Origin of the sequence: Rhodopseudomonas sp. P1 (genome assembly GCF_039642825.1) — a bacterium.
GTDB classification, from domain to species: Bacteria; Pseudomonadota; Alphaproteobacteria; order Rhizobiales; family Xanthobacteraceae; genus Rhodopseudomonas; species Rhodopseudomonas palustris_H.
Map to the genome: position 1 here is coordinate 1,758,563 of NZ_CP088006.1, position 26,606 is coordinate 1,785,168.

At 64.4% G+C, this 26,606-nt stretch carries 28 protein-coding genes; 12 read left to right on the forward strand and 16 right to left on the reverse strand.

From position 1 onward, the window contains the following. Positions 1 to 80: 80 nt before the first annotated feature. Together LRC39_RS08215 and LRC39_RS08220 are read right to left on the reverse strand one after the other, a co-directional pair. Complete coding sequence (locus LRC39_RS08215; protein WP_264076024.1) at positions 81 to 350, reverse strand: hypothetical protein; 270 nt, start codon at positions 348 to 350, stop codon at positions 81 to 83. 77 nt (positions 351 to 427) lie between these two features. Continuing rightward, positions 428 to 1,429: an alpha/beta fold hydrolase gene (locus LRC39_RS08220; RefSeq protein WP_346296911.1), complete on the reverse strand. Its 1,002-nt coding sequence runs from the start codon at positions 1,427 to 1,429 to the stop codon at positions 428 to 430. A gap of 152 nt (positions 1,430 to 1,581) precedes the next feature. Between LRC39_RS08220 and LRC39_RS08225 the strand changes: the two genes are divergently transcribed. The 3 genes from LRC39_RS08225 to LRC39_RS08235 are packed head-to-tail and all read left to right on the forward strand — an operon-like array spanning position 1,582 to position 4,740. Further along, positions 1,582 to 2,844 carry an efflux RND transporter periplasmic adaptor subunit gene (locus LRC39_RS08225; RefSeq protein WP_346296912.1) on the forward strand — a complete coding sequence of 421 codons (1,263 nt, stop codon included), beginning with the start codon at positions 1,582 to 1,584 and terminating at the stop codon, positions 2,842 to 2,844. Further along, positions 2,841 to 4,067 carry an ABC transporter permease gene (locus LRC39_RS08230; protein ID WP_346296913.1) on the forward strand — a complete coding sequence of 409 codons (1,227 nt, stop codon included), beginning with the start codon at positions 2,841 to 2,843 and terminating at the stop codon, positions 4,065 to 4,067. Before LRC39_RS08225 ends, LRC39_RS08230 begins: the two co-directional genes overlap by 4 nt. Next, a complete protein-coding gene (locus LRC39_RS08235; protein WP_107354832.1) occupies positions 4,060 to 4,740 on the forward strand; it encodes an ABC transporter ATP-binding protein in 681 nt (226 codons plus the stop codon). The genes LRC39_RS08230 and LRC39_RS08235 overlap by 8 nt, the downstream gene beginning before the upstream one ends. 90 nt (positions 4,741 to 4,830) lie before the next feature. Here LRC39_RS08235 and LRC39_RS08240 read toward each other — a convergent pair whose 3' ends face one another. Continuing rightward, positions 4,831 to 6,048, reverse strand: a complete 1,218-nt coding sequence (locus tag LRC39_RS08240) for an ABC transporter substrate-binding protein (RefSeq protein ID WP_346296914.1) — start codon at positions 6,046 to 6,048, stop codon at positions 4,831 to 4,833. Positions 6,049 to 6,583: 535 nt separating this feature from the next. Between LRC39_RS08240 and LRC39_RS08245 the strand changes: the two genes are divergently transcribed. Next, on the forward strand, positions 6,584 to 7,474 hold the full coding sequence (locus LRC39_RS08245) for a flagellar hook basal-body protein (RefSeq protein WP_346296915.1): 891 nt from the start codon (positions 6,584 to 6,586) through the stop codon (positions 7,472 to 7,474). A 165-nt stretch (positions 7,475 to 7,639) separates the two neighbouring features. On the opposite strand, the gene LRC39_RS08250 is transcribed toward LRC39_RS08245, so the two are convergent. Next, on the reverse strand, positions 7,640 to 8,500 hold the full coding sequence (locus LRC39_RS08250; RefSeq protein ID WP_346296916.1) for a hypothetical protein: 861 nt from the start codon (positions 8,498 to 8,500) through the stop codon (positions 7,640 to 7,642). Between the two features lie 177 nt (positions 8,501 to 8,677). Here LRC39_RS08250 and LRC39_RS08255 point away from each other — a divergent pair, with 177 nt between their 5' ends. The 3 genes from LRC39_RS08255 (at position 8,678) to LRC39_RS08265 (ending at position 12,053) form a co-directional block, all read left to right on the forward strand. Beyond that, the gene (locus LRC39_RS08255; RefSeq protein WP_346296917.1) at positions 8,678 to 9,643 is read left to right on the forward strand and encodes a hypothetical protein; all 966 of its coding nucleotides are present in this window, start codon (positions 8,678 to 8,680) and stop codon (positions 9,641 to 9,643) included. Continuing rightward, on the forward strand, positions 9,540 to 11,573 hold the full coding sequence (locus LRC39_RS08260; protein ID WP_346296918.1) for a tyrosyl-tRNA deacylase: 2,034 nt from the start codon (positions 9,540 to 9,542) through the stop codon (positions 11,571 to 11,573). Before LRC39_RS08255 ends, LRC39_RS08260 begins: the two co-directional genes overlap by 104 nt. Before the next feature lie 93 nt (positions 11,574 to 11,666). Next, positions 11,667 to 12,053, forward strand: coding sequence for a protein rhiC (locus LRC39_RS08265; RefSeq protein ID WP_263991126.1), 387 nt, complete (start codon positions 11,667 to 11,669; stop codon positions 12,051 to 12,053). A gap of 67 nt (positions 12,054 to 12,120) precedes the next feature. On the opposite strand, the gene LRC39_RS08270 is transcribed toward LRC39_RS08265, so the two are convergent. Both LRC39_RS08270 and LRC39_RS08275 read right to left on the reverse strand, forming a co-directional pair. Then, a complete protein-coding gene (locus LRC39_RS08270; protein WP_107354839.1) occupies positions 12,121 to 12,519 on the reverse strand; it encodes a translational machinery protein in 399 nt (132 codons plus the stop codon). 133 nt (positions 12,520 to 12,652) lie between these two features. Next, positions 12,653 to 13,666 (reverse strand): aldo/keto reductase, encoded by a 1,014-nt coding sequence (locus LRC39_RS08275; protein WP_346296919.1) that lies wholly within the window; start codon positions 13,664 to 13,666, stop codon positions 12,653 to 12,655. Between LRC39_RS08275 and LRC39_RS08280 the strand changes: the two genes are divergently transcribed. After that, a complete protein-coding gene (locus tag LRC39_RS08280) occupies positions 13,665 to 13,823 on the forward strand; it encodes a hypothetical protein (protein WP_346296920.1) in 159 nt (52 codons plus the stop codon). The genes LRC39_RS08275 and LRC39_RS08280 overlap by 2 nt on opposite strands. A 46-nt stretch (positions 13,824 to 13,869) precedes the next feature. Here LRC39_RS08280 and LRC39_RS08285 read toward each other — a convergent pair whose 3' ends face one another. Further along, positions 13,870 to 15,078, reverse strand: coding sequence for an ABC transporter substrate-binding protein (locus tag LRC39_RS08285; protein WP_346296921.1), 1,209 nt, complete (start codon positions 15,076 to 15,078; stop codon positions 13,870 to 13,872). Between the two features lie 102 nt (positions 15,079 to 15,180). On the opposite strand from LRC39_RS08285, the gene LRC39_RS08290 reads away from it, so the two are divergent. Beyond that, positions 15,181 to 15,876: a sulfite exporter TauE/SafE family protein gene (locus LRC39_RS08290; RefSeq protein WP_346296922.1), complete on the forward strand. Its 696-nt coding sequence runs from the start codon at positions 15,181 to 15,183 to the stop codon at positions 15,874 to 15,876. Between the two features lie 29 nt (positions 15,877 to 15,905). On the opposite strand, the gene LRC39_RS08295 is transcribed toward LRC39_RS08290, so the two are convergent. Together LRC39_RS08295 and LRC39_RS08300 are read right to left on the reverse strand one after the other, a co-directional pair. Then, positions 15,906 to 17,120 carry a GGDEF domain-containing protein gene (locus tag LRC39_RS08295; RefSeq protein ID WP_346296923.1) on the reverse strand — a complete coding sequence of 405 codons (1,215 nt, stop codon included), beginning with the start codon at positions 17,118 to 17,120 and terminating at the stop codon, positions 15,906 to 15,908. Between the two features lie 61 nt (positions 17,121 to 17,181). After that, a complete protein-coding gene (locus LRC39_RS08300; protein WP_264054855.1) occupies positions 17,182 to 17,475 on the reverse strand; it encodes a hypothetical protein in 294 nt (97 codons plus the stop codon). A 17-nt stretch (positions 17,476 to 17,492) separates the two neighbouring features. Between LRC39_RS08300 and LRC39_RS08305 the strand changes: the two genes are divergently transcribed. Both LRC39_RS08305 and queD read left to right on the forward strand, forming a co-directional pair. Next, positions 17,493 to 17,681 carry a histone gene (locus tag LRC39_RS08305; RefSeq protein WP_107343646.1) on the forward strand — a complete coding sequence of 63 codons (189 nt, stop codon included), beginning with the start codon at positions 17,493 to 17,495 and terminating at the stop codon, positions 17,679 to 17,681. 210 nt (positions 17,682 to 17,891) lie between these two features. Then, the gene (gene queD / locus LRC39_RS08310) at positions 17,892 to 18,254 is read left to right on the forward strand and encodes a 6-carboxytetrahydropterin synthase QueD (protein WP_011157217.1); all 363 of its coding nucleotides are present in this window, start codon (positions 17,892 to 17,894) and stop codon (positions 18,252 to 18,254) included. A 66-nt stretch (positions 18,255 to 18,320) separates the two neighbouring features. Here the strand turns inward: queD and LRC39_RS08315 are convergent, their stop codons facing one another. Together LRC39_RS08315 and LRC39_RS08320 are read right to left on the reverse strand one after the other, a co-directional pair. Beyond that, complete coding sequence (locus LRC39_RS08315; protein WP_264054857.1) at positions 18,321 to 18,911, reverse strand: hemerythrin domain-containing protein; 591 nt, start codon at positions 18,909 to 18,911, stop codon at positions 18,321 to 18,323. Between the two features lie 141 nt (positions 18,912 to 19,052). After that, positions 19,053 to 21,965 carry a heavy metal translocating P-type ATPase gene (locus tag LRC39_RS08320; RefSeq protein ID WP_346296924.1) on the reverse strand — a complete coding sequence of 971 codons (2,913 nt, stop codon included), beginning with the start codon at positions 21,963 to 21,965 and terminating at the stop codon, positions 19,053 to 19,055. A gap of 51 nt (positions 21,966 to 22,016) precedes the next feature. Here LRC39_RS08320 and LRC39_RS08325 point away from each other — a divergent pair, with 51 nt between their 5' ends. Beyond that, positions 22,017 to 22,292: a metal-sensitive transcriptional regulator gene (locus LRC39_RS08325; RefSeq protein WP_011157220.1), complete on the forward strand. Its 276-nt coding sequence runs from the start codon at positions 22,017 to 22,019 to the stop codon at positions 22,290 to 22,292. 30 nt (positions 22,293 to 22,322) lie between these two features. Here the strand turns inward: LRC39_RS08325 and LRC39_RS08330 are convergent, their stop codons facing one another. The 5 genes from LRC39_RS08330 to hemN all read right to left on the reverse strand — a co-directional run bounded on the left by LRC39_RS08330 (position 22,323) and on the right by hemN (position 26,597). After that, positions 22,323 to 23,006, reverse strand: a complete 684-nt coding sequence (locus LRC39_RS08330) for a hypothetical protein (RefSeq protein ID WP_346296925.1) — start codon at positions 23,004 to 23,006, stop codon at positions 22,323 to 22,325. Positions 23,007 to 23,112: 106 nt separating this feature from the next. Next, the gene (hpaD, locus tag LRC39_RS08335) at positions 23,113 to 23,964 is read right to left on the reverse strand and encodes a 3,4-dihydroxyphenylacetate 2,3-dioxygenase (protein WP_346296926.1); all 852 of its coding nucleotides are present in this window, start codon (positions 23,962 to 23,964) and stop codon (positions 23,113 to 23,115) included. 26 nt (positions 23,965 to 23,990) lie between these two features. Then, positions 23,991 to 24,533 carry a VOC family protein gene (locus tag LRC39_RS08340; protein WP_346296927.1) on the reverse strand — a complete coding sequence of 181 codons (543 nt, stop codon included), beginning with the start codon at positions 24,531 to 24,533 and terminating at the stop codon, positions 23,991 to 23,993. A gap of 156 nt (positions 24,534 to 24,689) precedes the next feature. Then, on the reverse strand, positions 24,690 to 24,992 hold the full coding sequence (locus LRC39_RS08345) for a preprotein translocase subunit YajC (RefSeq protein ID WP_107354848.1): 303 nt from the start codon (positions 24,990 to 24,992) through the stop codon (positions 24,690 to 24,692). A gap of 255 nt (positions 24,993 to 25,247) precedes the next feature. Beyond that, the gene (hemN, locus tag LRC39_RS08350) at positions 25,248 to 26,597 is read right to left on the reverse strand and encodes an oxygen-independent coproporphyrinogen III oxidase (RefSeq protein WP_264076038.1); all 1,350 of its coding nucleotides are present in this window, start codon (positions 26,595 to 26,597) and stop codon (positions 25,248 to 25,250) included. Positions 26,598 to 26,606 lie beyond the last annotated feature (9 nt).

The following is a 26,606-nucleotide window of genomic DNA, read 5'->3' on the forward strand; positions in this document are numbered from 1 at the left end:
GCGTGGCGGCCGGGCGACCGCGGCCGGAGTGTGCCGCCGTTCGCCGGGCGTTGCAACTGAACGGTGGCCCGGTGCGGGGCTTAGTAGCAGGGATGGCGGCGGCCGTCCTGGCCACGGTAGGCGGCGGCTCCCTGGCCGCACAGCGCCCGTACCGGACCGTCATAGGTGGCGTAAGTGTGCCCAGGCCAGATCGGCGGACCATAGTTATGCAGATACGGCTCGCTGGACTGGTGATAGGGCGAATGATGGTGGTGATGCTGCGCGCGATGGTGCCGATGCTCAGCCAGCGCCGGGATCGCGGTGGCTGTGGACAGGATCATCACGGCACAGGCCAGCTTGAACGTGGTCATGACACACTCCGTTGGTTCCGCAAAAAGGAACGTCCCCGACGCGCTGAGGTTTCATCGCGCCGCGGACGTCGTCGGCGTCAGCTGCGCTCGGCGGCTTCAGCGCGTGACGGCGCCGCGCGCTCCGCGACCGCATCCGCCAGCCGCTCGATTTCGGCCGCGATGGTGTCGGCGTGGGCATGATGCGCCATGTGGCCGGCGCCGTTCAGCCGCAGCAGCCGTGCCTGCGGCACCGCCTGGGCCAGCGCCTCGGCATGGACCTGCGGCGGCACCACCGGATCGGCGGTGCCGGCGACGATCACGGTCGGCACCTGGATGCCGCCATAACGCGGCACATGATCGATCAGCTGGTCGCGCAGCCCGGCATATTCCTCGAGGCTGGCGGCGAACCGCTTGGCGGTCAGCGCCAGCGCCAGCCGGCTGCGCTCGGCGTAATCCGCCGGTGGCGTTTCCGGCCGGAAGATCCGCGCCGAAATCCGTTTCATCATCGCCAGCGACAGTGGCGGCAGCAGCGTGTAGGTGACCAGCGGCTTCATCAGCAGTTCGGCGGCACGCTGGAACAGCGGCAGGCCCTGCGGCCGCGGATGGGTGGTCGGATTGATCAGCACCAGCCCGGCCACGGTATCGGGATTGTCGAGCGCATAGCGCAGCGCGATCAGGCCGCCGAACGAATGCCCGACCACGATCAGCGGGCCGGCGTTGCGATCGCGCAGCACTTCACGGATCAGCGTCACCTGATAGGCCGGCGAGGCGACCGGACCGGTGCCGGTGACGCTGTAGCCCTGGCCGGGGCGGTCCGGAATGATCACCCGCAGCCGCTGGGCCAGCCGCTCGCCGAGCGACATCCGCATGTCTTCGCAGCACAGATTGGCGCCGTGCAGCAGCAGCACGGTCGGCTCGCCCGAGGCGGCGGGGCGGGCAGACGCAAGATCGAGCGCGTGCATCCGCACGCCGTTGGCATTGATGAACACGCCGCGGGGCGGGTAGCGCGCTTCCAGCCGGCGCGCCAGCCGGCACGACACCCAGCCCGCCGCCGTGAACAGCACGACGACGCTCAGCACCAGCAAGATCAACGTCGTCATCGTATCCTTCGGCCATAGGCAATCGGCCGCGGACGACTCCGCAGCGGCAGGCGAAATTGAGCACGCGGACGTGTGGTCGCAATTGATCTTTCGCAATGGCTGCCCAACGGTCCGGGGATAGGTCTCGCCAGGGCGATCGACCGCGGACCATCATGTTGCAGAAAGTCGAGCAAATCGACACGCCGCGGCCCAATCTGGCGGTGCGCTGGGCGGGCGGGTTGTGGCGTCATAAATGGCCGGTGCTTGGCATCGCCCTCGTCCTGATCGCGGCGGGTCTCGGGCTTGCCCGGTTGCTGCTCGGGCCCGAAGTGGTCGCGGCGCTGGTCCAGCGCGGCAACCTGGTCCAGACCGTGGTTGCCAGCGGCCATATCGAGACACCTTACCGCGTCGAAATCGCCAGCCAGATCACCGGCACCGTCAAGGATGTGTTGGTGAAGGAGGGCGAGCAGGTGCATCAGGGCCGGCAGCTCGTCGCGATCGAGGCGTCGGAGCTGCAGGCCTCGGTGGTGCAGGCGGAGGGCGCCGTGGCGCAGGCGCGGGCGCGGGTGCGCCAGCTTCGCGAGCTGACCAAGCCCGCCGCCGACGAAGCCCTCAAGCAGGCACAGGCCAATCTGCTGAATGCCGAGGCGACTTACGAGCGCGCCTCCAAGCTCGCCGCCTCCGGCTACGGCACCAAGGCGACGCTCGACGATGCCACCAAAAATCTCGACGTCGCGCGCACCCAGGTGCGCACCGCTGAGCTGCAGGTGTTCACCACCAGTCCCGGTGGCAGCGACTTCGTGATGGCAGAGACCCAGCTCAGCCAGGCGCTCGCCAATCTCAACACCGCGCAGGCGCGGCTCGGCTACGCCACCATCGTGGCGCCGCGCGACGGCGTGCTGATCACCCGTAATGTCGAGCGCGGCACCGTGGTGCAGCCCGGCAAGGCGCTGCTTGTGCTGGCGCCGGCCGGCGACGTCCAGATCGTGGTGCAAATCGACGAGAAGAATCTCGGCCAGCTTGCGCTCGGCCAGCACGCGGTGGCCTCGGCCGACGCCTATCCGGACAAGCGCTTCTCCGCCGTGCTCAGCTACATCAATCCGTCGGTCGACATCAATCGCGCCTCGGTCGAGGTCAAACTCAAGGTCGACGATCCGCCGGACTATCTGCGGCAGGACATGACGGTGTCGGTCGATATTGCCACCGCAGAGCGCAACGACGTGGTGATCGTGCCGGCGCGCGCTGTGCATGATGCTGCGACATCCCCGTTCGTGCTGACGACCGAGAACGGCCGTGCCGTGGTGCGCAAGGTCAAGCTCGGCCTGCGCGGCGTCGGCTTCTACGAAGTGCTCGACGGTCTCAGCCCCGGCGAGCCGGTGATCCCGCTCACCGCGGGCGTCAAAGCCGGGCAACGCATCCGGGTGGTGGTGCCGTGAAGCGCTGGGTGCCGTTCGAGTGGATCGCCGCGGCGCGGTTTCTGCTCGACGGCGCGGTGCAGACGCTGGTGATCGTCGGCGGCATCGCGATCGGCGTCGGCGTCATCGTGTTCATGTCGGCAATGCTGGCCGGGCTGCAGGCCAATTTCATCAAGCGGGTGCTGACTTCGGTGCCGCAGATCCAACTGATCCCGCCCGACCAGGTGGCGCGGCCGTTGCGCGACGCGCCCGGCACGTTCGAGGCCGCAACTGTGCAGCGCCCGACGCAGCGGGTGATTTCGATCAACCAGTGGCCGAAGATCCGCGCCGAGATGCAGGCGAGGCCGGACGTGATCAACGCCGCCGCCACCGCGTCCGGCTCGGCGCTGGCCCTGCGCGGCGACACCAGCCGGGCGGTGACGCTGAACGGCATCGAGCCGGAGATCTATTTCAAGATCGTCAAGGTGCCGGACTACATCGTCGCCGGCAGCGCGATGATCACCACCGAGGGCATTGTGGTCGGTACCGAGCTGGCGCGGGATCTCGGCGCTTCGCTCGGCGACAAGATCATCGTCTCGACCCCGCTCGCCGGCAATCGCGTGCTGACCATCAACGGCATCTTCGATTTCGGCAACAAGGCCGCCAACCAGCGCACCACCTATGTCACGCTGCGCAACGCCCAGAGCATGCTCGGGCTGCTCGGCGGCGTCACCTCGATCGACCTCACCGTCAACGACATCTACGCGGCCGAGGACATCGCCCAGGAGATCCAGGCGACGTTGCCGGTGGAGGCCGACAGCTGGATCAAAACCAACGCGCAATTCTTCACCGCGGTGCAGGCGCAGAAGAACTCCAACACGCTGATCCGGCTGTTCGTCGGGCTTTCGGTGGCGTTCGGCATCGCTGCCGTGCTGATCGTGTCGGTGATCCAGCGTTCCAAGGATATCGGCATTCTGCGGGCGATGGGCACCCGGCGCGAGCAGATCCTGCAGGTGTTCCTGATCCAGGGCGGGCTGCTCGCCTTCGTCGGCTCGCTGATCGGCTCCGGGCTCGGCGCGCTGGCGCTGATCGTGTGGCATCGACTGGCCCGGCAGGTCGACGGCAGCGAGCTGTTTCCGCTGATCCTGGATCCCGATCTGTTCGTCTGGGCCTCGGTGCTCGCGACCGCGACCGGCGTTGCTGCGGCGATCGCACCGGCGCTGCGCGCCGCAAGGCTTGATCCGGTGGTGGCGATCCGTGGCTGACGTTCTCAACCTCGACGGGATCCGCAAATCCTACAACGTCGGCACGCCGGTCGAGACCGAAGTGTTGCACGGCATCGACCTGACGATGCAGCGCGGGGACTTCCTGGCGCTTATGGGGCCGTCGGGGTCGGGCAAGTCAACGCTGCTGAACATCATCGGCCTGCTCGACCGGCCGACCGGCGGACGGCTGCTGATCAACGGGGAAGACACCGGCCGGCTCGGCGATTCCGCGCTCACGCATCTGCGCGGCCACGCCATCGGCTTCGTGTTCCAGTATCACTATCTGATCTCGGCCTTCACCGCGCGAGAGAACGTGATGATGCCGATGCTGGTCGATCGCGGTCGCCCAGATACTGCGATGGAAAAGCGCGCCGATGAGCTGCTCGACCGCGTCGGCCTTTCCAAATGGCGCAACAATAGCGCCACCAACATGTCCGGTGGCCAGCAGCAGCGCGTCGCGGTTGCGCGGGCTTTGGCGATGGACCCGGACCTCGTGCTCGCCGACGAGCCGACCGGCAACCTCGACACCAAGTCCGCCAACGACGTATTCGAGCTGATGCGCCAGATCAACCGCGAACGCGGCACGACCTTTCTGCTCGTCACCCACAATGACGACCTCGCCGAACGCTGTGACCGCATTGTCCGGGTGGTGGATGGCAAGATCGCGGGGTAGGGGCATCGATCGGTTGCTTGGCGCAAACCAAAAAGCGTGATGCGCGAGCTCGGTTCGAGCCCGCGCATCCGTCAATCGCTACAGTCTTGGTTAGTTCGTGACCCGGGCTTCGAGCACGTCGCCGAACATCTCCCAGCGGTCGCCCTTGAAGCGCATCAGCTGCATCTGCTCGATCGGAAAATGATCGGTGGGCGAGGTGTTCATGGTGATGCCCGGCAGCAGCGAGGACGGCGCGTAGCCCTTCAGGCTGGTCGCGACCTTCATGATGTTCTCACGCGTCAGATTATCGCCGGCCTGCTTTAGGATGTATTCCAGCGTCTGCGCGGCGCCGTAGGAATACAGCAGCAGACCGTTGGAGCGATCGGAGCCGGGCATGTATTTCTCGAGGAATGCGTCCCACTCCTTCACGCCCGGATCGTCCTTCCAGGTCGGATCGGTCGGATCCTTGACGTAGCTCGCGGTGATCGCGTCCTGGGCAAATTCCATCCCGGCCGGTTTGATCACCGCACCGACCGACGACGAGACGTTGTTCACAACGTGCACCGGCTTCCAGCCGAGTTCGCCCATCTTCCGGATCGCCAGCGCGGCGAATTTCGGCGTGGAGAGATTGAGGAACAGATCGGCGCCCGAGGCCTTGAGCTTGGCCATCTGCGAATCGATGGTCGGATCGGTGATGTCGTAGGTCGCCTCGGAGATGATCATCGAGGTCTTGGCGCCGAACCCGTCCTTGACACCCTTATAGATGTCCTTGCCATAATCGTCGTTGGCCACCAGCACGGCGATTTTGGCGTTGGGATAGGTCGCCATGATCCACTTCGCGTAGATACGACCCTCGGCCTGATACGGCGGATTGAACGGCATGGTCCAGGGATAGGTCTTCGGATCGTCGCCGAACCGGGTGCCGCCGCTCGACAGCATCAGCTGCGGCACTTTCTTCTGGTTCAGATACTTCATGACGGCCGTGTTCGATGGCGTGCCCAGCGTATGGTAGAGGAACAGCACCTCGTCGCCTTCGACCAGCTTGCGGGTCTGCTCCACCGCCTTCGGCGGCGAATAGGCGTCATCGTACGAAATGAAATTGATCTTGCGGCCGTTGATGCCGCCCTTTTCGTTCAGCATCTTGACGTAGGCGCTCTGGACTTGGCCGACGATGCCGTAAGCCGACGCCGGGCCGCTGTACGGCACGAAATTCCCGACCTTGATCTCGGTGTCACTGGCGCCGGGGCCGTAAGATTTCTGAGCAAGCGCAACGCCGGGTGCGAACAACGACGTCGCCGCGACAACGGCCGCAAGTCCGAAGAGTCTCATCTGTTTCCATCCCATTTTCTTGGCGCGATCTGTTCGATCGTCACGGCGGCGATACTAGACGCGTGCAGGTGGAACGCGCAATCCCGATCACGTGGACCGATCAGCGCATCTGACTGAGCACTCTGGGAGGACGATGCAATCAGGATGCGAGGAATGATCCATCGAATTGCTTTGTGCGGAATTTGGGGGCGGCCATTTTGTGCCAGTAAGGAAGCTGGTCTCGCTCGCGCTGATAGCTTCATGGGAACTGCCGCCACCAAGCTGGTCGCCTAGGTGTCCGCGATCTGAATTCTCTGTCGCGAATGGCGGGTAGTTACGGGATGCGGATAGCAGACTGACAGTCTGCTAATTGAGGGGGGCTTGCGCCAAGCTGTCTCGACCGTTCGGCTCCGATAAGCCATGTGTTGTGAATTACTTATGGCGTGCAGCTCCGGTCGCTTTTGAGGAAAGACTTTCCGACCGGTCGCACGAAATTTCCCCGTAGAAGAATGGGGTCACTTGTCGATGTTGTTGATTTGCTTGAGGTGCGGTTCTGGTGCGCGCCTTGCAGAGCTCTTTGGGTTGCGTGGAAATCGACGCGCAGACACCGATCAGGGAGCTCCTCATGGGATCACTTGGTGCATTGTGGACGGCGACCACGGGCCTGCAGGCTCAGTCCGCCGCTTTTGAGAACATCTCGGGCAATGTCGCCAATTCGCAGACAACTGCATTCAAGGCGACCAATACGGCGTTCTCCGACCTGATCTATCCGCCGCAGGTCTCGGATACCGTCTTATGGCGGTCAGTTCTGACCAACAATCAGCAGGGATCGATCAGCTATGATCCGGTGAGTACCCATATGGCGATCGGCGGGGAGGGGTATTTCACGGTCGAGGCGCCGTCAGGGGTGAGCGGAGGCGGCCAGCCGACGTTCAGTACGAGCGAGACCACCTATACGCGACGTGGCGATTTCGATCTCAAGAACGGCTATCTCGTCAACGGCGCGGGTTACTACCTGATGGGGTCGCAAATTGATCCCGTCACCGGCGCCGTGGGCAGCCTGGCGCCGCTTCAGTTCGATACCAGTACGGAAGTGCCAAATCTCGGCGTTCTGCAGAGCCTGTCGGTCAGCTCATCCGGCAAGCTGCAAGGCACCTATTCCAAGGGCCAAACGGTCGACGTTGCATCGCTTTCGATAGCCAGCTTCGCCGGCGAAGGCTTTATGAAGCAGGGCAGCGGCGGAACATTCTCGCCGACGCCTCAATCCGGCCCGGCCCTTTACGTCAATTCCGGCACGGTGGTGGGAAGTGCGCTGGAGGCGTCGAATGTGGACATTGCGGATCAGATGACCACGATGGTTCAAGCGCAGCAGGCCTATTCGGCATGCACACGAGTCGTGACCGCATCGAATGAGATGATGCTGACGATGACCAGCCTCACCATCTGAGCCGGCGGTGACGCGGTGTCGACTTAAGCCCGTTTGCTGGCGCTGGCGTCCCAGCCGCGTCGGACGATCACCGTTGATCAACCGGCCGATCGTGATAACGGCCGGTCAAGTTCTCAGCAATTGCTCGTGCTATGTGGGCGGTGGAGCTTTGCACCGCTCGTTAGTTCACGAAACGACCGCGCCGATCAGCGCAAGCCGCCGTGCAAAATACATCCGGCTTTGCAGATAGAACGGTCCGACGAGACGCAACTCGGATGTGGCGGGACTGCGCAGGAGGAGGCCTCGAAGTTCTGCTTTTGACCGGAGGGTCGCATAGTGCGCGCGTGAGATGCGGGTCTGTCGCGCCAACAATTTGAGTGACGGTGTCGAAACGATCCCACAGGAGGCGTGCTCTCGAGCCTCCGTCAAGACACTGAGCAACCAGGCTTCGCCGCCGACGGCATGGACCAACCAATCCAGCGGGCCCAGGCGGAGGAAGGTTGCCGGAGCTGCGCGAACAGCCTCGCCCAGCGCTGCTCGTGCGGCGTCGTGATTGGCGGTGATCGAGGTGCATTCGAACAGCGCATTGAGCAGTCCGCGAAGCCAGTCGTCGAGGAAATCCAGGAGCCAACTGTTAGGCGCGAGCAATCGTGTCCTGCCGTCGCGCGGATCTCCACAGGCGGTCACGCCGCCCAGATGGATCAAGGTTTGGATCGTCGCATGAACGCGGCAATGGCTGGCGAGCCCGAGCGTCTGTGCAGCGTCGGCGATCGCCCCGGCTCTGGCCGATCCGCAATCGGCCGCGATCAGCAGGGCGACCGCAAAGCCCCCAGCATCGGATAAGACGCGCCAGCGCAGTCCATAGGTAGTCGCACGCGACATCTCCTGCGCGTGCAAGCCCGCGATAGCCAAATCCAGCTGCGGCGTACGGAGCAGCCGCGCGTAGAGACGCGCCGCCGTTGGCAACCGGGGTGTCTTTTGCTGAGCTTCGCGTTCGGACTGAATATTTGCACTCCCATCAGGGCGAGAGGTCTGAAAGAAGTACAACTATAAGTTGTGTTTCTCAAGAGGACATATCGAGCCCCCCCCGGGGGAGCTGCGCTCGCCGTCCAAGGCTCTGCCGCCTCGGCCGCCGCGCTCACACACCCTTTCAGTGTCAACGGCATCGTCGGATCGCGCTCGGCGCGGCTCTGCCGTTGCACGTCAGAACAAGGATCCCGCCCTATGACTGAGCCAGCACTGAAACTGATGTCATCCGACCGTTTGCGAGGCCGTACCGTTGGGGCGCGTATTCGCCGTGGGGCTGCGGTACTGACCTGCTTCGTGGCGCTGGCAATCGCATTTGGGTTTTCACAGGTGCCGGTGCGGGCGGCCGATGAATCCCTGACTGCGGAGCAGATCGCAGATTTCGAATCCAAGCTTGCCCAAGCGCGCGAGGCTCAGACCGATGCGACCAAGCGACTGGGCTGCCTGGATCAGCAGGCTCAGCAACTGGTCATCAAACGCGATCAGGACCAACTCCGCCTTGGTGAACTCGTCCGGCGCAAGAATGAGGTTGAGGCGATGCTGATCCGCCAGAGGGCCGAGTACGACAGCTACAAGGCGGAATTCGATCAAGCAAACCAGCGTTTTGGTGAAGCGAGAAGCCGGCTTCACCAGCTTCAACAGATTGAGGAGGCGAAACAGGCGGCCCTGCGCAAATGCTCCGCCGAATTCGGTTTCCTCGGCTTCCTATGCGTCCCGGCCTTGAAGACCGCTGAGTTGATCGGTGCGATTCCTGAGACCGAAAAATTGGTCGCGGAGGAGTCGCGGCGACTGGCGGATGCCGCCGCCGCCAGAGATGCGGCAGCTTCGCGCTACCGCGAAAGCGAAGCTGCATTTGCCGCCGGCGATGTTGCCGCGGCGACGGCCAATAAGGAGATCAAGGCCGCCGAAGCCTCCATCAGCGCGCTCGACAAAGCACTCGCAGCTCTGAGGCCGAGCATCCTCGACAACAAAAAGCTGCTGGACGAATTCGCCGATGCCTTGAACGAAGCCAAAACCGTCGACACCGCGGACGGCCGCGGCAGGACCGCGCGGAGAGTTCGTGATTTGGCGAAGCGCGCCGTCACGGCGCTGCAAGGCGCCAACTCGCTGCTCGCGAGCTCGAAAGCGGCGCTCGCCCAGTACCAGCTCACCGCCTGCTTCTAGTGCTGCCTCACGATCGATTCACCCGCCTCGTCAGGAGATTGAAATGCCAGATCCGGTCGCCTTTGAAAGTCGTGCCGCTCGCATCGCCGGTGCGATCGAATCGAAAGTCAAAAAGATGCGCGCCGTCACGCCGCTCTCACTCCCGGACCGAAACAGTCCGCTCGTCAAAGACTATGTCGACAAGATCGAGGGGACCTACGACGTCAGCCGCGCCAGAGTTGATACCGACAACGCGATCGACCTTCTCTACATCGCCTACAACACGACCCCACAGGAGGAAGGCGCCATCCGCGTCAAGATCTCCGGGATCATGGACAAGCTGATCGTCGCGCAGGGCGATAGCGAGAGGACGATGGGCGACGCGATGCGTACAGCCGACAACGTCGTCAGTCTCTTGAATGCAGCGTTCCCCGATTGGCTCGACGCCAAGGAAGCCGGGGCGGCCGATTCGATCAAAGCATTTGCCGAGAAAGACCTGCGGGAGTTGGCGAATGACATCAAGGCGAAGGCCACAGCGATCAAAGTGAAGCTGCTGGCGGTCGCCGCCACGTACGACCAGATCATCGCCGACACTGCGGCTGCATCGCAGGACAGTGAGAAGGCGCTCGGCAGCCGACTCAAGGACCAACAAGTGATCCAGAAGGAGATTGCCGAAGCCCAGGCCGATCGCGATCAAGTGGATTCGCTGGTCAAGGACCTTCAGGAGGAGGCGCGGAAGTTCGAGGCCAAGGCGCGCGACTACGAGAGCCGCGCCAACACGGCCGAACAGCGCGCCTTCATCATGCAGATCGTCAAGATCGGTGCTCAGGTTCTGTCGGCTGCGATTCCGCCGATCGCGATGATTGCCGGCGCCGCGGCGACCGGCGGCACGTCGCTCATCGCCGGCGCCGCACTGGGAGCCGCCGCGCCGAAGCCGAGCGAGCCTGCCAAGCCCGATGCCACCGCTGAAGTGATCAAGACCAAGACGGAGATCTCGGAGAAGAAGAAAGAGCTCGACCTCGCCGAGAAGAAGACCGCGGAAAGCAAAGAAAAGGTCGAGGGGCTGCGCAAGGATCTGCAGAAGGCGCAGGAAGCCGACGGGAAGCCCGCCGAGACCGATCCGGCGAAAGAGACTGTCACCCAACCGGGCGATGGGCAGGAGGTCAAAGCTCTGAAAGAGCGGCTGACGACGGCCAAGACCGAGCTGGCCTCGGACGAAAAGAAATACCAGACGCTGCTGGGCGCGCTGTCCGGTCTGCAGGCGTCACTGAGCGCGCTCGCGTCGGGCCTCGGAGAGTTGTCGCAGGAGCAAAAGGATCAGGCGGCGGGGCTGCGCGAGGCCCAGATGCGGATGCTGGACAAGGCAGAAGCCTACGAAAAGGAGCGGCGAGAACAGGCCGCCAAGCTGGTCAAGATCAATGCACTGCTGAAGGGCAAGCGCACCCAGGAGGAAACCATCCAGCTCGCCGTCAAGTCGCTCAATATCAGCATCAGCGCTCTGAAGCGGACCAAGGAGATCATCGAAGAGATCGCGTTCTTCTTCAAATCGTTCGCCGACTTCATGGAGCAGGTCGGCGAGGAAGCGAACAGTCGCCTAGAGTTAATCGACAAGGTCGCCGCAAGCTCGACGATCGGCAAGAATCGTCTCGAGCTTCTCGTGCGTTCGACGGATGAATTCTTCATCTGCCAGAGCGGTGAGTGGCACGCGGCATGGCTGGTGTCCGAGACGTTCAATGCGAGCTTTGCCGGCGGCCGCAAGAAGCTCAACGAGCTCAGCGGCAATTACATCACCGGCGATCAGCTTGCAGCGTACCTGCAAAAGGCCGCTGTGCAGCTCAAGCAGATCGCCGACGCCCGCCAGGCCGCAGCGCAGGCGCGCCTGGTCGACCTCGAACACTATCGCAAGATCCTGCGCGATGACGCGACCGGCGGTGATCTCAAGACCGCCTGATCCGCGGAGGGTGCAGCATGAGGTTCAGGACGCGCGAGCCTCACGCTGCCACCGGTCCCGCGCGTCGAGCATGAACCGAGATGGAGAGACACCATGAACAAGATCCGCATTGCGTTGCTGGCAGCGACCATGGCCGTCATCGCGACTGCCGCCGCGGCCCAGACGCCGGTCAAGACGGGAATTGTCGTCCGCGGCGTGAACGGCGATCTACCGCGAACCTGCGACTTCTCGCGCGAAGAGGTCGATCAGAGCGGGCGCATGACCGGCGCCAGTGTCCAGTGCAAGAAGGACGGGACCTTGAGGGAGGTGCTGGCACATTTGCCGGCAACGTTTAACGCGTATTGCCAGGTGAGGGCTGCGGACCTCGGTGGCGCGCGGCTGATCACAGCGCCTCTCGCCGACAATCCCGAGCACTGCGATCTGTCGGCGATCACGCCGAAGGATGCGCAACGCAGATTCGGCGGTGCCGTGCAGCGCTGAGAATCAAGCACAGGTTGGCGGTCGACCTGTGGGGATCGCCAACCTGCCTCGCTTTGCGAAATTTCACTCACCGCGCCTGCGGCGTGGTCCGGTCTTCGGCTTTGAAATACTTGCGGGCGTGGGCGACGATCTGGCCGTCGCTGGGATGATCGACGGTTTCGACCGCGGCGATCTTGGCTTTCAGGGCCGGGTTGTGGTCGGCGATGTACTTTTCCAGCGCGTGCTTGGTCTGCGCCGGGCCGACGATCAACACGATGCCGGCGTCGGCGATTGCCTCCATCGCAGCTTGGAGGAAATGCTCGTCGACCGGCTCATGGCCGGAGCCGACCGCGCGGTGATGGTGGACGTGCCGGTTCGGATTGTCGGCGTGCACCACGAGCTTGTCGGCGTCGGACGGGTTGAAGTGAAACACCCGCGCTTCGCGATGGTCGATCCAGATCACGGCGTGGAAATGGGGGCTGGTCATAGGGCGGTCTCCCGGCTTCTGGCGCGGCACACAGGCAACAACGATCGCGGCCGCACGGCGAAGCCGAGATTACGGTCCGCCTCGGCGTCTCGGCTTGATCGGCCGCAACTTTGGCCCGAAGCGCGGCCGGCGGTCAGCCGGCGTGGCGTATCCGGCGGCCCTCGATCGGGTAGGCCGGGTCGTTGTAGCCGGGCGTGGAGGGATGGCCGCTCGCCACCAGGCTGTCGATCAGCGCCTCGTCCTCTGCAGTGAAGCGGTAGTCGAGCGCCCGGACATAGTCGTCCCATTGCTGTTCGGTGCGTGGGCCGGCGATCACCGAGGTCACCAGCGCGTTGTTCAGCACCCAGCCGACCGCAAACTGGGTGGCGGTGGCGCCCTTGGCTTCGGCATGGGCGCGGATCTGCTGCGCCAGCTTCAGCGACTCGGGGCGCCACTCGGTCTGCAGCATTCGCTTGTCGGCGCGGCCGGCGCGGCTGTCTTTGTCCGGCTGCGCGTCGGGCGCGTATTTGCCAGTCAGGACGCCGCGCGCCAGCGGCGAGTAGGGGACGACCCCGAGGCCATAGAAGCCACAGGCCGGGATGTGCTCGACCTCCGGCATCCGGTTCATGGCGTTGTAATACGGCTGGCTGACCACGGGGCGGTCGATGCCGAGCCGGTCGCAGATGTTGCAGATCTCGGCGACGCGCCAGGCGCGATAATTCGACACGCCGAAGTAGCGGATCTTGCCGGCGCGGATCAGGTCGCCGATCGCCCGCACCGTTTCATCGAGCGGCGTCGCGTGGTCTTCGCGGTGCAGATAATAGATGTCGATCCAGTCGGTGCCGAGGCGCTTCAAGCTGTCGTCGGCGGCCTGCAGCACGCGGCGGCGCGACAGCCCGGCGCGATTCGGGTCGTCGCCCATCGGATTGGCGACCTTGGTGGCGAGGATCCAGTGCTCCCGATGCGCCGCGATCGCGCGGCCGACCACCTGCTCGGAGCCGCCGGTCGAATAGACGTCGGCAGTGTCGATGAAATTGATCCCGGCGTCGCGCGCCTTGTCAATGATCCGCGCCGAGGTCGGTTCGTCAGTGGCGCCGCCGAACATCATCGTGCCGAGGCACAGCGGCGAAACCTTCAGGCCGCTACGGCCGAGCGAACGATAGTCCATGGGGCTTTCCTTCGAGATCATTTTAGACGCGGCAATGCAGGCGGCGGGCACCGCATTTCAGATCATAGCCGCCCGAGGCCGTCATTGCGAGGAGCGAAGCGACGACGCAATCCACCTCCAAGCACTGGGCTGGATTGCTTCGCTGCGCTCGCAATGACGGAGAGAGGCATCGAGACTCTCGCTACCTTCGAAGTCAGTGCCCGCTACTTCTTCGCCAGCGGGCAGGCAGGATCGGGCGGGCCGAACGCAGCTTCGCCGGGGATGTGAGCCAGGATCTTGTAATAGTCCCACGGATATTTCGACTCCTCCGGGGTCTTCACCTGCACCAGCATCAGGTCGTGGACCATCAGCCCATCCTCGCGCAGCTTGCCGCCGCGGGCAAAGAAGTCGTTGACCGGCTTCTCCCGCATCTTGGCCGCGACCTTCAAGGGATCGTCAGTCCCGGCGTCCTTGATCGCCTGCAGGTAATGCATGGTCGCCGAATACACGCCGGCCTGCCACATCGTCGGCATCCGGTTCATCTTGGCGAAATAGCGCTTCGACCATTCGCGGGTCTTGTCGTCCATGTCCCAATAGAACGACGTCGTCAGCAGCAGTCCCTGCGCGGTGGGCAGGCCCAGCGAATGCACGTCGGTGATCAGCGCCAGCAGCGCCGCCATCTGCTGGCCGCCCTTGAAGATGCCGAACTCGCCGCCGGTCTTGATCTCGTTGACGTTGTTGGGCGGGCCGGCCGCAATGCCGATGATCTTGGCTTTCGAGGCCTGCGCCTGCAGCACGAACGACGACACGTCGGAGGTCGCAAACGGCGGCCGCACCGAGCCGAGCACCTTGCCGCCGGTTTTGGTGACCATCGCGGCAGCGTCTTTCTCCAGCGATTGGCCGAAGGCGTAGTCGTCAGTGATGAAGAACCAGGTGTCGCCGCCGCGTTTCACCACCTCCTGCGCGGTGCCGACCGCGAGGGCGTGCGTGTCGAACACCCATTGCATCGTGTAGGGGCTGCAGAACTTGCCGTGGAAGTCCGCCGCGCCGGTCGATTGGGTGATGAACAGCCGCTTCTTCTCATTGGCGATGTTCTGCACCGCAAGGCCGACCGCGGAGACCGGCACGTCGAGGATCAGGTCGACCTGCTCGACGTCGTACCAGCGCCGCGCCAGCGTGGCGCCGATATCGGGCTTGAGCTGATGGTCGCCGACGATCACCTGGATCGGCTTGCCGAGCACGGTGCCGCCGAAATCGTCCACCGCCATTTGCGCGGCGGTGACGGAGCCCTGGCCGGTCGGGGTCGAGGCAGGGCCGTTCATGTCGGTGAGGACGCCAAGCTTGACGACGTCGTCGGAGACTTGCGCGCGGGCGATGGACGATGACAGCAGCGCAGCCGTCATCATCGCCGCCGCGATCGATCTGGCGATCATTCGTTTCTCCCTTGTTCCGGCTCTGCGGCCGTGTTGTGATTAAGAAACTTACACCATTCTGCCGCCACCGCAATTTACCGGCGGCGCGACGACCAGGGGCCGATGTTCGCGATACTGGGGTTGGGGTTTCTGCTCGGGATGCAGCATGCCCTCGAGGTCGATCACATCGCCGCGGTGTCGACGATCGCAGCGCGGCGCAGCGGCGTCGGCGATATCGTCAAGCACGGATTGACCTGGGGCCTCGGCCACACGCTGACGCTGTTCCTGTTCGCAGGCATCGCGCTGGTGATCGGCCAATCGATCCCGGAGCAGATCGCCGAGCCGCTGGAAGGCGCGGTCGGCTTCATGCTGGTGGCGCTCGGCGGGCATCTGCTGTGGCGGCTGTGGCGCGACCGGGTCCACGTCCATGTCCATCAGCACGGCGATGGTGTCCGGCACCTCCATCTGCACAGCCACGCCGATCGGCTCAGCCATGACGCGCCCACTGCGCATCGGCATGAGCACGGCTTTCGCTGGCGGACGCTGCTGGTCGGGCTGATGCACGGCATGGCCGGCTCGGCGGCGCTGTTGGTGCTGGCGGTGTCGCAGGCGCCGAGCCCGGCACAGGGGCTGCTTTACGTCGCGCTGTTCGGGCTGGGCTCGATGGTCGGGATGGGAGCACTATCGGCCGTGATCGCGGTGCCGGTGGTGATCTCGGCGCGCTCGCTGACGACCGCTAACCGCCTGCTCCAGGGCGCGGTCGGTGTCCTCACGATCGCGATCGGACTATCCACCATCCACACGACGCTGCTCGCTTAGAACCAACAAAGCGCCAGGGCGGCGCAACATCAGGCGATTTTGCGGAGCGTCTCAGCTGGGGGGAGATGGGTCTCGGGCGGTGGCTCCGGCGCAGGCTCGTACACTGCGTAGCGATCCTTGCCGAGCTTCTTGGCATTGTACAAGGCGACATCCGCCGCCGCGATCAGCCGTTCGGGATGTAGGCCGATCTGCGAGGTCCACTGCGCGACGCCGATCGATGCGGCGATCTTGATCCCAGCCTCGCCGCGCTCCGACACGGCGCGGCTCTCGTCCAGGATGTAGCGGGCGATCATCGCGCCTTCGCGCAGCGTCGTCCCCGGCATCACCACGCAGAACTCGTCGCCGCCGGCACGGGCCAGCAGATCGCCGGGGCGCAGCCGCGACTGCGCGGCCCGCGAGAACCGACGCAGGCATTCGTCGCCGGCCGCGTGGCCATGACCGTCGTTGATCGCCTTGAAGCCGTCGAGGTCGATCGCCAGCACGGCGAACGGCTCGCCGGTGCTCATCGAGATCGTGCACTGCTCCGACATCCGCTGCAGCAGATGCCGGCGGTTGGAGACGCCGGTGAGGTCGTCGAGCAGTGCCAGATTTTCAACTTCCGAGCGCAGCCGGTCGATCGCCATCAGCAGGAAGGCGAAATTCCATGTCATCGACAGAAACACCAGCGCCAGCACCAGTCCGGCCTGGAAGTCGTTGAAGTGAACCAGCGAGAGTTCGCCGCCGACGCCCATCATCGCCGCGATCGAGCGCACCACATAGACCGTTACGATCAGGCTGGCGATCACGCCCGCCATCCGTGCGCCCGGGTTGCGCCGCCCGACCTTGGACATCACCAGCGGCAGCGTCATGGCGGTCGGGATCAGCTGTGCCATCGAGTACACCACGATCCGCATCGCCATCGAGTCGACGACAAAGATGAAGAAGCTCAGCCCAGCCGCGACTCCACCGGTGACGATGAACGCCATCGTCCACGGCACGCGGCGGCCGTAGAACTCGTACATGCCCATCGCGGACAAACAGCAGGCGAAGACCACCAGTGTGCCGCCGCCGATCAGCGAGAGTTCGACATTGATCACGAGGCGGAGCATGCCGACGACCGCACCCGTCGCGAGCACGAAGCAGGCTGCCGTCATGTAACGGGCGGGCGTGAAGTTCGGATAGTTGCGAGTGACGTGGACCCACACCAGGCCCAGCGAAACGAAATTGATCAGGAAGACGATCCAGAGCGTCGGCATGCTCAACATGCGTGCCTCCACTCGATGGAGGCCACCCAACCTCCGATTGTTATCTGTCGCCTGCCCATGACTACTCCCAAAGTTGAGCGGAGGGTGCGCCGCGAGCGTTTAACGGAATCTGATCATGCTTCGCAAAAATACGAGTTGGTTTTGAAACGGTGAACGGCGCCGCACCATTGCGTGACAGCGGCTGTTCACTCGCCATTAACGATGCGAATTGCGCGAAATAAGCGAACAATTGTGGATAACAACGCGAAATATCTTCGTCAGCCGATAGAAGCGGCAGCGAATCTGTTCCGATCAAAACGGAGGCGGTTGCAAGATCGGCGAGCCCGGTCCCGTCTCGCGTGGCGTTAGTATCCATCAGCTCGAGAGGACGAGATGGCGAAGAAAGCCAAGAAGGCGAAGACCGTCGCCAAGGCCAAGAAGGCCAAGACGGTGAAGAAGGCCGCCAAGAAGGTCACGAAGAAGGCGACGAAGAAGGCCGCCAAGAAAGCGACGAAGAAGGCGACCAAGAAGACCGTGAAGAAGGCCAAGACGGCGAAGAAAGCCAAGAAGGCCAAGAAGTAACTGCCACGGAGGCGCCCCGCCGGGGCGCCTCCGCCGGCCGCCAACGGCATCGGCGGCCAGAGCGGCAGTCCGAGGCAGAGCGGCCCTGCGGCTGGCGGACTTGCCCGGCCGCAGTTTTGGGGGCATAGCCGGCTTCAAATGCGGCTGCCGCTCTTATAGGGTCCCGCCGACGTTCCGGCCGGCACCCCGCCGCCCCAACCCCCAAGACCGATGAAGATCACCCAAGCGTTCCGCTTCGAAGCCGCCCATTATTTGCCCAACGTGCCGGAAACCCACCGCTGCAAGCGGATGCATGGGCATTCCTATCGGGTCGAACTGCAGCTCAGCGGGCCGATCAATCCGGTGACCGGTTTTGTGCTGGACTTTTTCGAGATCGAGGCCGCGTTCGGGCCGCTGTTGAAGCGGCTCGACCATTACTGTCTCAACGAGGTCGAGGGGCTGGAAAATCCGACCGCCGAGAACATCGCGATCTGGATCTGGCGCCGCACCAAGCCGGAGCTGCCGCAGCTTTGCGGCGTGCGGGTGTACGAAACCTCGGATTGCTGGGCCGATTACGCCGGCGAGGATGACTAACGTCACGGGCGGCTCAGAGGCCGCCCACACAGATAGGTCCGCGGGTGACGCGGACCGAGGCGCCGATCAGGCGCGCACTGCCGCCGTCTTGCTGCGGTCGGCTGCGGTTTCCTGCTCCCAGCGCAGGATGGTCGCATACAGGTTCTGGAATTTGCTCGCGGTCTCGCCGTCGAACATCGGATCCTTGCGATCGTCGATGCGCGCGTCGATCTTCGCCCAATCTTCCGGAGTCAGCGTTTCCAGCGCGGCCGGGAACAGCAGCTGTTCTTCCTTCAGCATGTGGCGGCGCTGGTGCTCGATGAAGTCGCGCGCCGCAGCGTGGAAGGTCTGGCGCGGCAATTCCTGATCGGCGAGCACATCGTCCACCACCTTGGCGAAATTTGCGAGGCGGTCGACTTCCAGCTCATGCTCTTTCTCGATGTCCCCGACCGTGCCGGCAACCGCCGGATTACGCTCCTTCAGGATGCGATAGACGACGTCTTCCTTCGGGTGGTGACAGGCTTCCGGGTACTCCTTGAAGTACTGAATAATCGCCTGGAAGATTTCGTAGTCGGGTCGCTCGCGGCGATCGAAGACGCTGAGCTCTTGTTCGAGCACGTCGAGCAAGCGCGCGATGTTGCGGTGCTCGTCGTTCAGCAATTCAATGATTCGTGACATGGCCGACCTCGATGTCGCTATCCGCAAATACGCAGCGATTTGCGGCAAACCTTCGCGACCGCAAAATACGTCCAATCGATCGCCAATCCTTGCGTTAGATCAACTGGACGCACGCGGCTACCAGTCGCAACCGCGCTGCTGTTACAACGCGGTGCGGCGCAGGCGGAGCGCGTTGCCGATCACGCTGACCGACGACAGCGACATCGCGGCAGCGGCGATAATCGGCGACAGCAGCAGGCCGAAGCTCGGGTACAGAATGCCGGCCGCGATCGGAATGCCGGCCGAGTTGTACACGAAGGCAAAGAACAGATTCTGCCGGATGTTGCGCATCGTCGCTTGCGATAGTTTGCGGGCGCGAACGATGCCGCCGAGATCGCCCTTGAGCAGCGTGACGCCGGCGCTTTCCATCGCCACGTCGGTCCCGGTTCCCATCGCGATGCCGACGTCGGCGGCAGCCAGCGCAGGAGCGTCGTTGACGCCGTCGCCGGCCATCGCCACCACGCGGCCCTGCTGCCGCAGCTTCTCGACAACCGCGCTCTTCTGATCCGGCAGGACCTCGGCTTCGACGTCGGCGATCCCGAGCTTGCGGGCGACCGCGTTTGCGGTGACGCGGTTGTCGCCGGTCAGCATGATCACCTTGATGTCGTCGGCGGCGAGCGCCTTCAGGGCTTCAGGCGTCGAGGGCTTCACGGCGTCGGCAATGGCGAACAGGCCGGCGAGACGGCCGTCGATCGCGACATGCACCACGGTGTCGCCTTCGCCGCGCAGCTGCTCGGTCTTGGCCGCCAGCGAAGCTGTGTCGATACCGAGCGAGGCGAGATACGCCGGGTTACCGATCACCACCGTCCGGCCTGCGACCGTGCCGGTCGCCCCCTTGCCGGTGGGGGCGTCGAAACCGGTGACGTCGGCGAGATCGAGGTTGCGCTGCTTGGCGGCGCGGACGATGGCGTCGGCGAGCGGATGCTCACTGGCGCGTTCGACGCTGGCGGCAAGTCGCAGCAATTCGGTTTCATCCGTTCCGTCCGCGGTCACGATCGCCACCACGCTTGGTCGGCCTTCGGTGAGCGTGCCGGTCTTGTCGATCACCAGGGTGTCGACTTTCTCCATCCGTTCCAGCGCCTCGGCGTTGCGGATCAGCACACCGGCCTGGGCGCCGCGGCCGACGCCGACCATGATCGACATTGGGGTAGCGAGGCCGAGCGCGCACGGGCAGGCGATGATCAGCACGCTGACGGCGGCGACCAGCGCAAAGGTCAGGCGCGGTTCCGGACCGAACGACGCCCAGGCCGCAAAGGCGACGATGGCGGCGAGCAGCACCGCCGGCACGAACCAGCCGGCCACCAGATCGGCGACGCGCTGGATCGGGGCGCGCGAGCGCTGCGCCTGCGCCACCATCTGCACGATGCGCGACAGCATGGTGTCGCGGCCGACCTGATCGGCGCGCATCACGAACCCGCCGGATTGGCTCAGCGTGCCGGCTACCACTTTGCCGCCGGTCTCACGGCTTACCGGCATCGACTCGCCGGTGACCAGCGACTCATCCAGCGTGCCGCGGCCTTCGATAATGGTGCCGTCGACCGGCACCTTTTCGCCGGGACGCACACGCAGCCTGTCGTCGACGCTGAGACTATCGATCTCGACCTCGTGCTCGCTGCCATCGGCCTCGATCTTGCGGGCGGTCTTCGGCGCCAGGCCGAGCAGCGCCTTGATGGCGCCGGAGGTGGCCTCGCGGGCGCGCAGTTCGAGCACTTGGCCGAGCAGCACCAGCACGGTGATCACCGCCGCGGCTTCGAAGTACACCGGCACGGTGCCACCATGGCCGCGGAACGCGGGCGGGAACAGTTGCGGCGCGACGGTCGCAACCAGACTGTAGATGTACGCCACCCCGGTGCCCATCGCTACCAGCGTGAACATGTTGAGGTTGCGCGTCACCACCGACTGCCAGCCGCGCACGAAGAACGGCCAGCCGGCCCACAGCACGACAGGCGTCGCCGAGACGAGCTGAATCCAGTTCGACAGCGCCGGATCGATCAGGCCGTGGCCGCCGACGAGATGACCGCCCATCTCGAGCACAACAGCCGGCAACGCCAGCACAAGGCCGATCCAGAACCGGCGTGTCATGTCGACGAGTTCGGGGTTCGGCGCGTCATCGAGCGACACCAGCTCCGGCTCCAGCGCCATGCCGCAGATCGGGCAGGTGCCCGGGCCGACCTGGCGGATCTGGGGATCCATCGGGCAGGTGTAGATGGTGCCTTCCGGCACATCGGCGGCCGGCTTGGCCTTGCTCTTGTCCAGATACGACACCGGGTCGGCGGCGAACTTGGTTTGGCAGGCTTCGCGGCAGAAGTGATAGGTCGTGCCCTTATAGGCAAAGTGATGCTTGCTGGTGGCGGGATCGACCTTCATGCCGCAGACCGGGTCGATCACCTTGCCGTCGTCAGCGGGGGCGCCGTGATGATGGTCGGCGGGGTCGTGCGCACCGCCGCAACAGGACGAACTGGCCGCCTTGGCCAGATAGCGCTGCGGATCGGCCGCGAACTTCGTCCGGCAGCCCCCGCAGCAGAAGTGATAGGTGGTGCCGTCGTGTTTGAAGCTGTGCTTGCTGGTCGCGACGTCGACGGTCATGCCGCAGACCGGATCGATTGCTTTCGCTTCAGGCGCCGCGTGATGATGCGCGTGGTCGCCACCGCCGCAGCATGAGGACTTCGCCGGCAGCTCCGTCAGTTGATGCAGCTTGGGAGCAGCCTTCGGCGGCAGGGTGAAGGGCTGGGCGGCCTTTGCCAGCACGCCGGCCGGATCGGCCGCGAAGGTGTCGCGGCAGCCGCCGCAGCAGAAATAGTAGGTCTGGCCGTCGTGTTCGAAGCGATGCTGTGCGGTCGCGGTGTCGACCGTCATGCCGCAGACCGGATCGGTCGCCGTTGTCGCGGCGGGCGCCGAAGCACTCGCTGTTCCTCCGCAGCAGGACGAGGTGGCCGGCGCATGCGCCCCTGCAGAACCGCAGCAGCCCGTGTTCTTGACAGAGGCGTCTTGCCCCGCATGTTCCGCGTCGCGCATTGCGTCACCCTGGCGCTTGTAACCCATACCGTGTAGGGGTATATATCCGGCATGCACAAAGACATCAAGGCGTCGTGTCAAAAACGGTTGGGGCGGATCGAAGGGCAGGTGCGCGGCATCTCCAAGATGGTGGAGGAGGGGCGCTACTGCATCGACATCGTCACCCAGATCTCAGCGGTCCGCGCCGCGTTGCGGCGGGTGGAGGAGGAAGTGCTGAAAGATCACGTCGCGCATTGCGTCGAGCACGCGATCGCCAGCGGTGACAAAGCCGATCAGCGCCAGAAGATCGCGGAACTGATGGACGTGATCCAGCGCTCCGGCCGCTAAATCGCCGGAGCGCGTCGGCGTCGTCTGCGCTCAGCGACGCTGCGCGGCGGTCGTCGTCGATGTCCCGAACAGAGAAGTCTTCACTGCGCTGAAGCCGGCCGAGAGCTGGGTCAGACCGCAGGACACCGGATCATTGCTGCCGCAGGCGTAGCGCTGCGTCTCCGCCCCGCGTTTCCGATCGGCCCGCTTCTTCTCAGCGCGTGGACGGGACTTATCGGCCGCGACACGGGGCTTGTCGGCGGCGGCACGGGGCTTGTCGGCAACAACGCGGGGCTTCGGCAGTGGCGGCGGCGGCTCGGTGGTGGTCGCCTGTTGCTGCAGGGCGGCGAGCTGCTGTTGTTTGGCGGTGAACGCTGCCACGATCATCTGCCGCCGGCGCTCGTCGAGGAACGCGGTGTACTCCTCGTCGATCTTCCGTAGCTCGGCGGCCGTCGGATTCGGGCCGGCAATATCGAAGCTGCGGTTCTGCATGAAGTCGAAATAGGTGTAGCCGCCGCCGGGTTTGCGCCGGCCGGCGAACTTGGCGTCGCACTGAGTTTGCAGCGCCGCCTTGGTGTCCTGGGTCGCCGCCTTGGTCTCGCCCTTGGCGATGCAGTCCTCGTAATCGACCGGCTCTTTGTTCGGCCACCACTGCGCCTGGGCACGCGTCGCCGGTGCCGCGATCCCGATCAGGATCGCGAGCTGAAGCACTCCGAGATGACTTACTCCGGTCATGCCTGTCCCGCGGCTTGGGTAGCGGCGTATCATTCCGGATTCCGCCGGGGACGAGGCGGTTTGTCAAGGCGCCGGGGCGGTGCTGAGGGCTGAATACACGTGCAAATTAACTCACATGAAATTCGACATTGACCTGGCCGGAGCCGCTGGAGGGGAAATAATCGCATAATGGCTCGGCTTCGCCGGTGTAATCGTCCCACCCGAGCGCCGCGAACAGCATCACGGTATCGGCCATGCCGCCTTCGCCGTTACATTTGATCGCGTAGTCCGGGAGCATCGCGGTGAATTCTCGGTAACGCCGCTCCTGCCAGAGCTGCAGCACCCGCAGGTCGACCTGACGGTTGAACTCACTGGCGATGGTGGTCCAGGCATCGGGGCCGAGATCCTTGTTCGGCCATAGCCGGTGCGACAGCGAGCCCGAAGCAAGGATCGCAACGCATTCGTCGGAGGCATCGATTGCGCGGCGGGTGGCTTCACCGAGCGCGCGGCTCTCCTCGATCGAGGTGAACAATGGCGAAGCGATCGAGACGACCTTCGCCCAGCCGTCGGGATTGAGATAGTGCATCGGCACGATGGTGCCGTATTCGAGCCCGAGCGTCGGCACCTGATGCGCCAGGACTTTCAGTCCGCGGCTCTGTGCCTCGACGGCGATCGCCTGCGCCAACGCCGGATCGCCCGGCAGGTCGTAGCGCAGGTCCTGGATCATGTGCGGCGCCTCGTGGCTGGTGAACGAGCCGCGGTGCTGCACATTGGCGTTGATGTGATAGCCGAAGTTCGACAGCCAATGCGTGTCGAACACCACGAAGGTTGTGACTTCGCGTTCCCTTGCGCGACGGCCGAGTTCGCGAAGCGCCGCGACGGCGTCCGCGCGCGCCTGCCGCAGCGGACTGTCGGAGGCCTCCGACAGCATCAGTGAGGGGACGTGACTGACCTTGGCCGCGAGCACCAGCTTGCCCATCTTGCAACTCCCGAGTCGTGCTGGTGCTATTCGGCGTCGGCGAATTCTTTCTGGTGAAGCCACGCGGTGTGGCGCGGCGGCTTCTTGGTCACCGCCCATTCGTCGACCATCGCATGGGCGACGTTCTTCATCTGGGAGAGCTGCTCTGGCGTCGCGGTCCAGGCGGCAACTTCGAGCCGATGGCCGCTCGGATCGCGAAAGTAGATCGACTTGAAGATGGTGTGATCGGTCGGACCGACGACCTCGAGCCCTTCGGCTTCGGCGCGCTGCTTCGCTGCTAGCAGCGCATCGACGTCGTCGACCTGAAACGCGATGTGCTGCACCCAGTCCGGCGTATTGGGGTCGCGGCCCATCGGCGGCGAGTTCGGCAGCTCGAAGAACGCCAGGATGTTGCCGGCGCCGGCATCGAGGAAGATGTGCATGTAGGGATCGGGCGCCTTGGTCGACGGCACCTTGTCCTCGGCGATCGCGCCGATCAGCTCCATTCCCATCACCCGCCCGTAGAACGCGACGGTTTCCTTGGCGTCCTTGCAGCGATAGGCGACGTGATGGATCTGCTGGATTTGCATGATGTCCTCCCGATTGTTTTGTGCATTTGATCCGCATTGGATCAAACCAGCCTGTCGGGAGGTTGACGTGGATCAACGATCCAGCCGCCGGCGTAACAGACGCCGGCCGGCGAGCTTGGCGTCGGCAGGGAGCCGGCGCGAGGCAGTCAGGAGGGATTAGGCGGCGCGGTTATCCGCCAGCACCGACTCGGCGTGCTCGATATGTTCGAGCTCCGAGAGCTTGGTGGTGGTCTTGCCCCGGCACGACCACGAGATCTGCGCTTCGTCACCGTTGATCGACAGGATGATGCCGGTGGCGCCGCCCTGGGTCGTGACTTCGTCGCCGACCGAGAATGTTTCGTTGGCGAGTGCGGCTTCCAACGCGGCACGGAGGCAGAACAATTCGTTGCCGTTGGCGGCGCGGAATGCGGCGGCGGCCTTGGCAACCATGTCGTCGGTGACTTTGAGTTTGTGGGCCATTGCACGTACCTCGATTGGTTCGATCGTGGAGGGCTGCGACGTTGCCGACCCGCACGGGAAGAACCACGCGGCGATTAGGCTGCTAGATGTGGTATTTTCCGTTAAAGATGCAGCTCCGTAAGGATACTGATGACTGCTAGAATTACCGTCGGCGGTAATAATCCACCCAACTGCGAAATTGCAATTGAGCTGCATCAAAACGACAAACGCGCGCCGAAGCGCGCGTTTTCGTATTTGGTAAAACTGTAAGGTCGGTCAGACCGCGATCGAGTGCCGGACCGACGAGTTGCGCAGGTAGGTGTCGAACACCGACGCCACCACGCGCGATAGCCGGACGCCTTCCGGCGTCAGCGTCACCTTGCTGCCATTGCACACCACGGCGCCGTCGCGCTGCAGTTCGGCGAGCGACTCCTGCTCCGGCGCGTACCAGTCATCGGCACAGCCGAACGCCTTGCCGGCGGCGGCCAGATCGACCTTGCCGTCGCACATGATGCGTTCGATCACGTGGGCGCGCAGATTGTCCTGCTGGGTCAGGGCATGACCACGCGCCACCGGAATCTTGCCGGCTTCGACCGCGCGCGCCCAGGCGCCGGTCTCGCTGATGTTCTGCACGTAGCCGCTCGGGGTGCGACCGATCGAGGTGGCGCCGAGCCCGATCAGGGTCTGCGCCGCATCGGCAGTGTAGCCCTGGAAGTTGCGGTGCAGCTCGCCGGTCTTAGCGGCGACCGCCAGCGAGTCGCCCGGCAGAGCGAAGTGGTCGATGCCGATGCGGACGTAGCCACCCTTGACCAGCGCTTCCGCAGCGGTGTCCGCCTGGGTCGCGCGCAGCTCCGGCTTCGGCAGCGACTCGTCCGGAATCATCCGCTGGTTCTTGGCGACCCACGGCACGTGGGCGTAGCCGAACAGCGCGACACGGTCGGGCTTCATCTCGACGCATTGTTCGACGGTGCGGCGCAGGTCTTCGGCGGTCTGATAGGGCAGGCCGTAGATCAGGTCGAAATTGATGCGATTGACGCCGGCCGATTTGAACAGCTGCATCGCGCGCGCGACCATTTCGGGCGGCTGGACGCGGTTGATCGCTTCCTGCACCTTCGGGTCGAATTCCTGCACGCCGAAGCTGGCGCGGGTGAAGCCAAGCTCGCCGATTTTGGCGGCCATGTCTTCGGTCAGCGTACGGGGATCGCTCTCGATCGCGATCTCAGCGTCGGGCAGGAATTCGAAGCGCTCGCGCAGCAGCGTCATCAGCGCGCCGAGATCCTGCGGATCGATCACCGTCGGCGTGCCGCCGCCAAAATGCAGATGGCGCACCGGCATTGTGCCGGGCAGGGCGTCGGCGACCAGATCGATTTCGTCGATCAGGTGTTCGACGTAGTCGGCGACCGGGTCGTACTTCGCCGCAAGCTTCATGTTGCAACCGCAGTACCAGCACATCTGCTTGCAGAACGGCACGTGCAGATACAGCGAGACCGGCTCGTCGGTATCGAGCTGGGCGAGCCAGCCGCGATAGATCGACTCCGGGAAGTCCTTCGCGAAATGCGGCGCGGTGGGATAGCTGGTGTAGCGCGGCACCGAGCTCTTGGCGTATTTGTCGAGGGCAGACGACATCGTCGTGAT

Excerpts from the sequence above, each read along its gene's own strand:
- hemN (WP_264076038.1), bottom strand. The coding sequence starts at position 26,597 with ATGTCGTCTGCCCTCGACAAATACGCCAAGAGCTCGGTGCCGCGCTAC.
- LRC39_RS08240 (WP_346296914.1), bottom strand. The coding sequence starts at position 6,048 with ATGAGACTCTTCGGACTTGCGGCCGTTGTCGCGGCGACGTCGTTGTTC.
- LRC39_RS08340 (WP_346296927.1), bottom strand. The coding sequence starts at position 24,533 with ATGCAAATCCAGCAGATCCATCACGTCGCCTATCGCTGCAAGGACGCC.
- LRC39_RS08280 (WP_346296920.1), top strand. The coding sequence starts at position 13,665 with ATGGGGCTTTCCTTCGAGATCATTTTAGACGCGGCAATGCAGGCGGCG.
- LRC39_RS08255 (WP_346296917.1), top strand. The coding sequence starts at position 8,678 with ATGACTGAGCCAGCACTGAAACTGATGTCATCCGACCGTTTGCGAGGC.
- LRC39_RS08220 (WP_346296911.1), bottom strand. The coding sequence starts at position 1,429 with ATGACGACGTTGATCTTGCTGGTGCTGAGCGTCGTCGTGCTGTTCACG.
- LRC39_RS08215 (WP_264076024.1), bottom strand. The coding sequence starts at position 350 with ATGACCACGTTCAAGCTGGCCTGTGCCGTGATGATCCTGTCCACAGCC.
- LRC39_RS08315 (WP_264054857.1), bottom strand. The coding sequence starts at position 18,911 with ATGTCACGAATCATTGAATTGCTGAACGACGAGCACCGCAACATCGCG.
- LRC39_RS08275 (WP_346296919.1), bottom strand. The coding sequence starts at position 13,666 with ATGGACTATCGTTCGCTCGGCCGTAGCGGCCTGAAGGTTTCGCCGCTG.
- LRC39_RS08345 (WP_107354848.1), bottom strand. The coding sequence starts at position 24,992 with ATGGCCCACAAACTCAAAGTCACCGACGACATGGTTGCCAAGGCCGCC.
- LRC39_RS08290 (WP_346296922.1), top strand. The coding sequence starts at position 15,181 with ATGTTCGCGATACTGGGGTTGGGGTTTCTGCTCGGGATGCAGCATGCC.
- LRC39_RS08320 (WP_346296924.1), bottom strand. The coding sequence starts at position 21,965 with ATGCGCGACGCGGAACATGCGGGGCAAGACGCCTCTGTCAAGAACACG.
- LRC39_RS08270 (WP_107354839.1), bottom strand. The coding sequence starts at position 12,519 with ATGACCAGCCCCCATTTCCACGCCGTGATCTGGATCGACCATCGCGAA.
- LRC39_RS08330 (WP_346296925.1), bottom strand. The coding sequence starts at position 23,006 with ATGACCGGAGTAAGTCATCTCGGAGTGCTTCAGCTCGCGATCCTGATC.
- LRC39_RS08305 (WP_107343646.1), top strand. The coding sequence starts at position 17,493 with ATGGCGAAGAAAGCCAAGAAGGCGAAGACCGTCGCCAAGGCCAAGAAG.
- LRC39_RS08300 (WP_264054855.1), bottom strand. The coding sequence starts at position 17,475 with ATGGATACTAACGCCACGCGAGACGGGACCGGGCTCGCCGATCTTGCA.
- LRC39_RS08225 (WP_346296912.1), top strand. The coding sequence starts at position 1,582 with ATGTTGCAGAAAGTCGAGCAAATCGACACGCCGCGGCCCAATCTGGCG.
- LRC39_RS08325 (WP_011157220.1), top strand. The coding sequence starts at position 22,017 with ATGCACAAAGACATCAAGGCGTCGTGTCAAAAACGGTTGGGGCGGATC.
- LRC39_RS08285 (WP_346296921.1), bottom strand. The coding sequence starts at position 15,078 with ATGATCGCCAGATCGATCGCGGCGGCGATGATGACGGCTGCGCTGCTG.
- LRC39_RS08295 (WP_346296923.1), bottom strand. The coding sequence starts at position 17,120 with ATGTTGAGCATGCCGACGCTCTGGATCGTCTTCCTGATCAATTTCGTT.
- hpaD (WP_346296926.1), bottom strand. The coding sequence starts at position 23,964 with ATGGGCAAGCTGGTGCTCGCGGCCAAGGTCAGTCACGTCCCCTCACTG.
- queD (WP_011157217.1), top strand. The coding sequence starts at position 17,892 with ATGAAGATCACCCAAGCGTTCCGCTTCGAAGCCGCCCATTATTTGCCC.
- LRC39_RS08265 (WP_263991126.1), top strand. The coding sequence starts at position 11,667 with ATGAACAAGATCCGCATTGCGTTGCTGGCAGCGACCATGGCCGTCATC.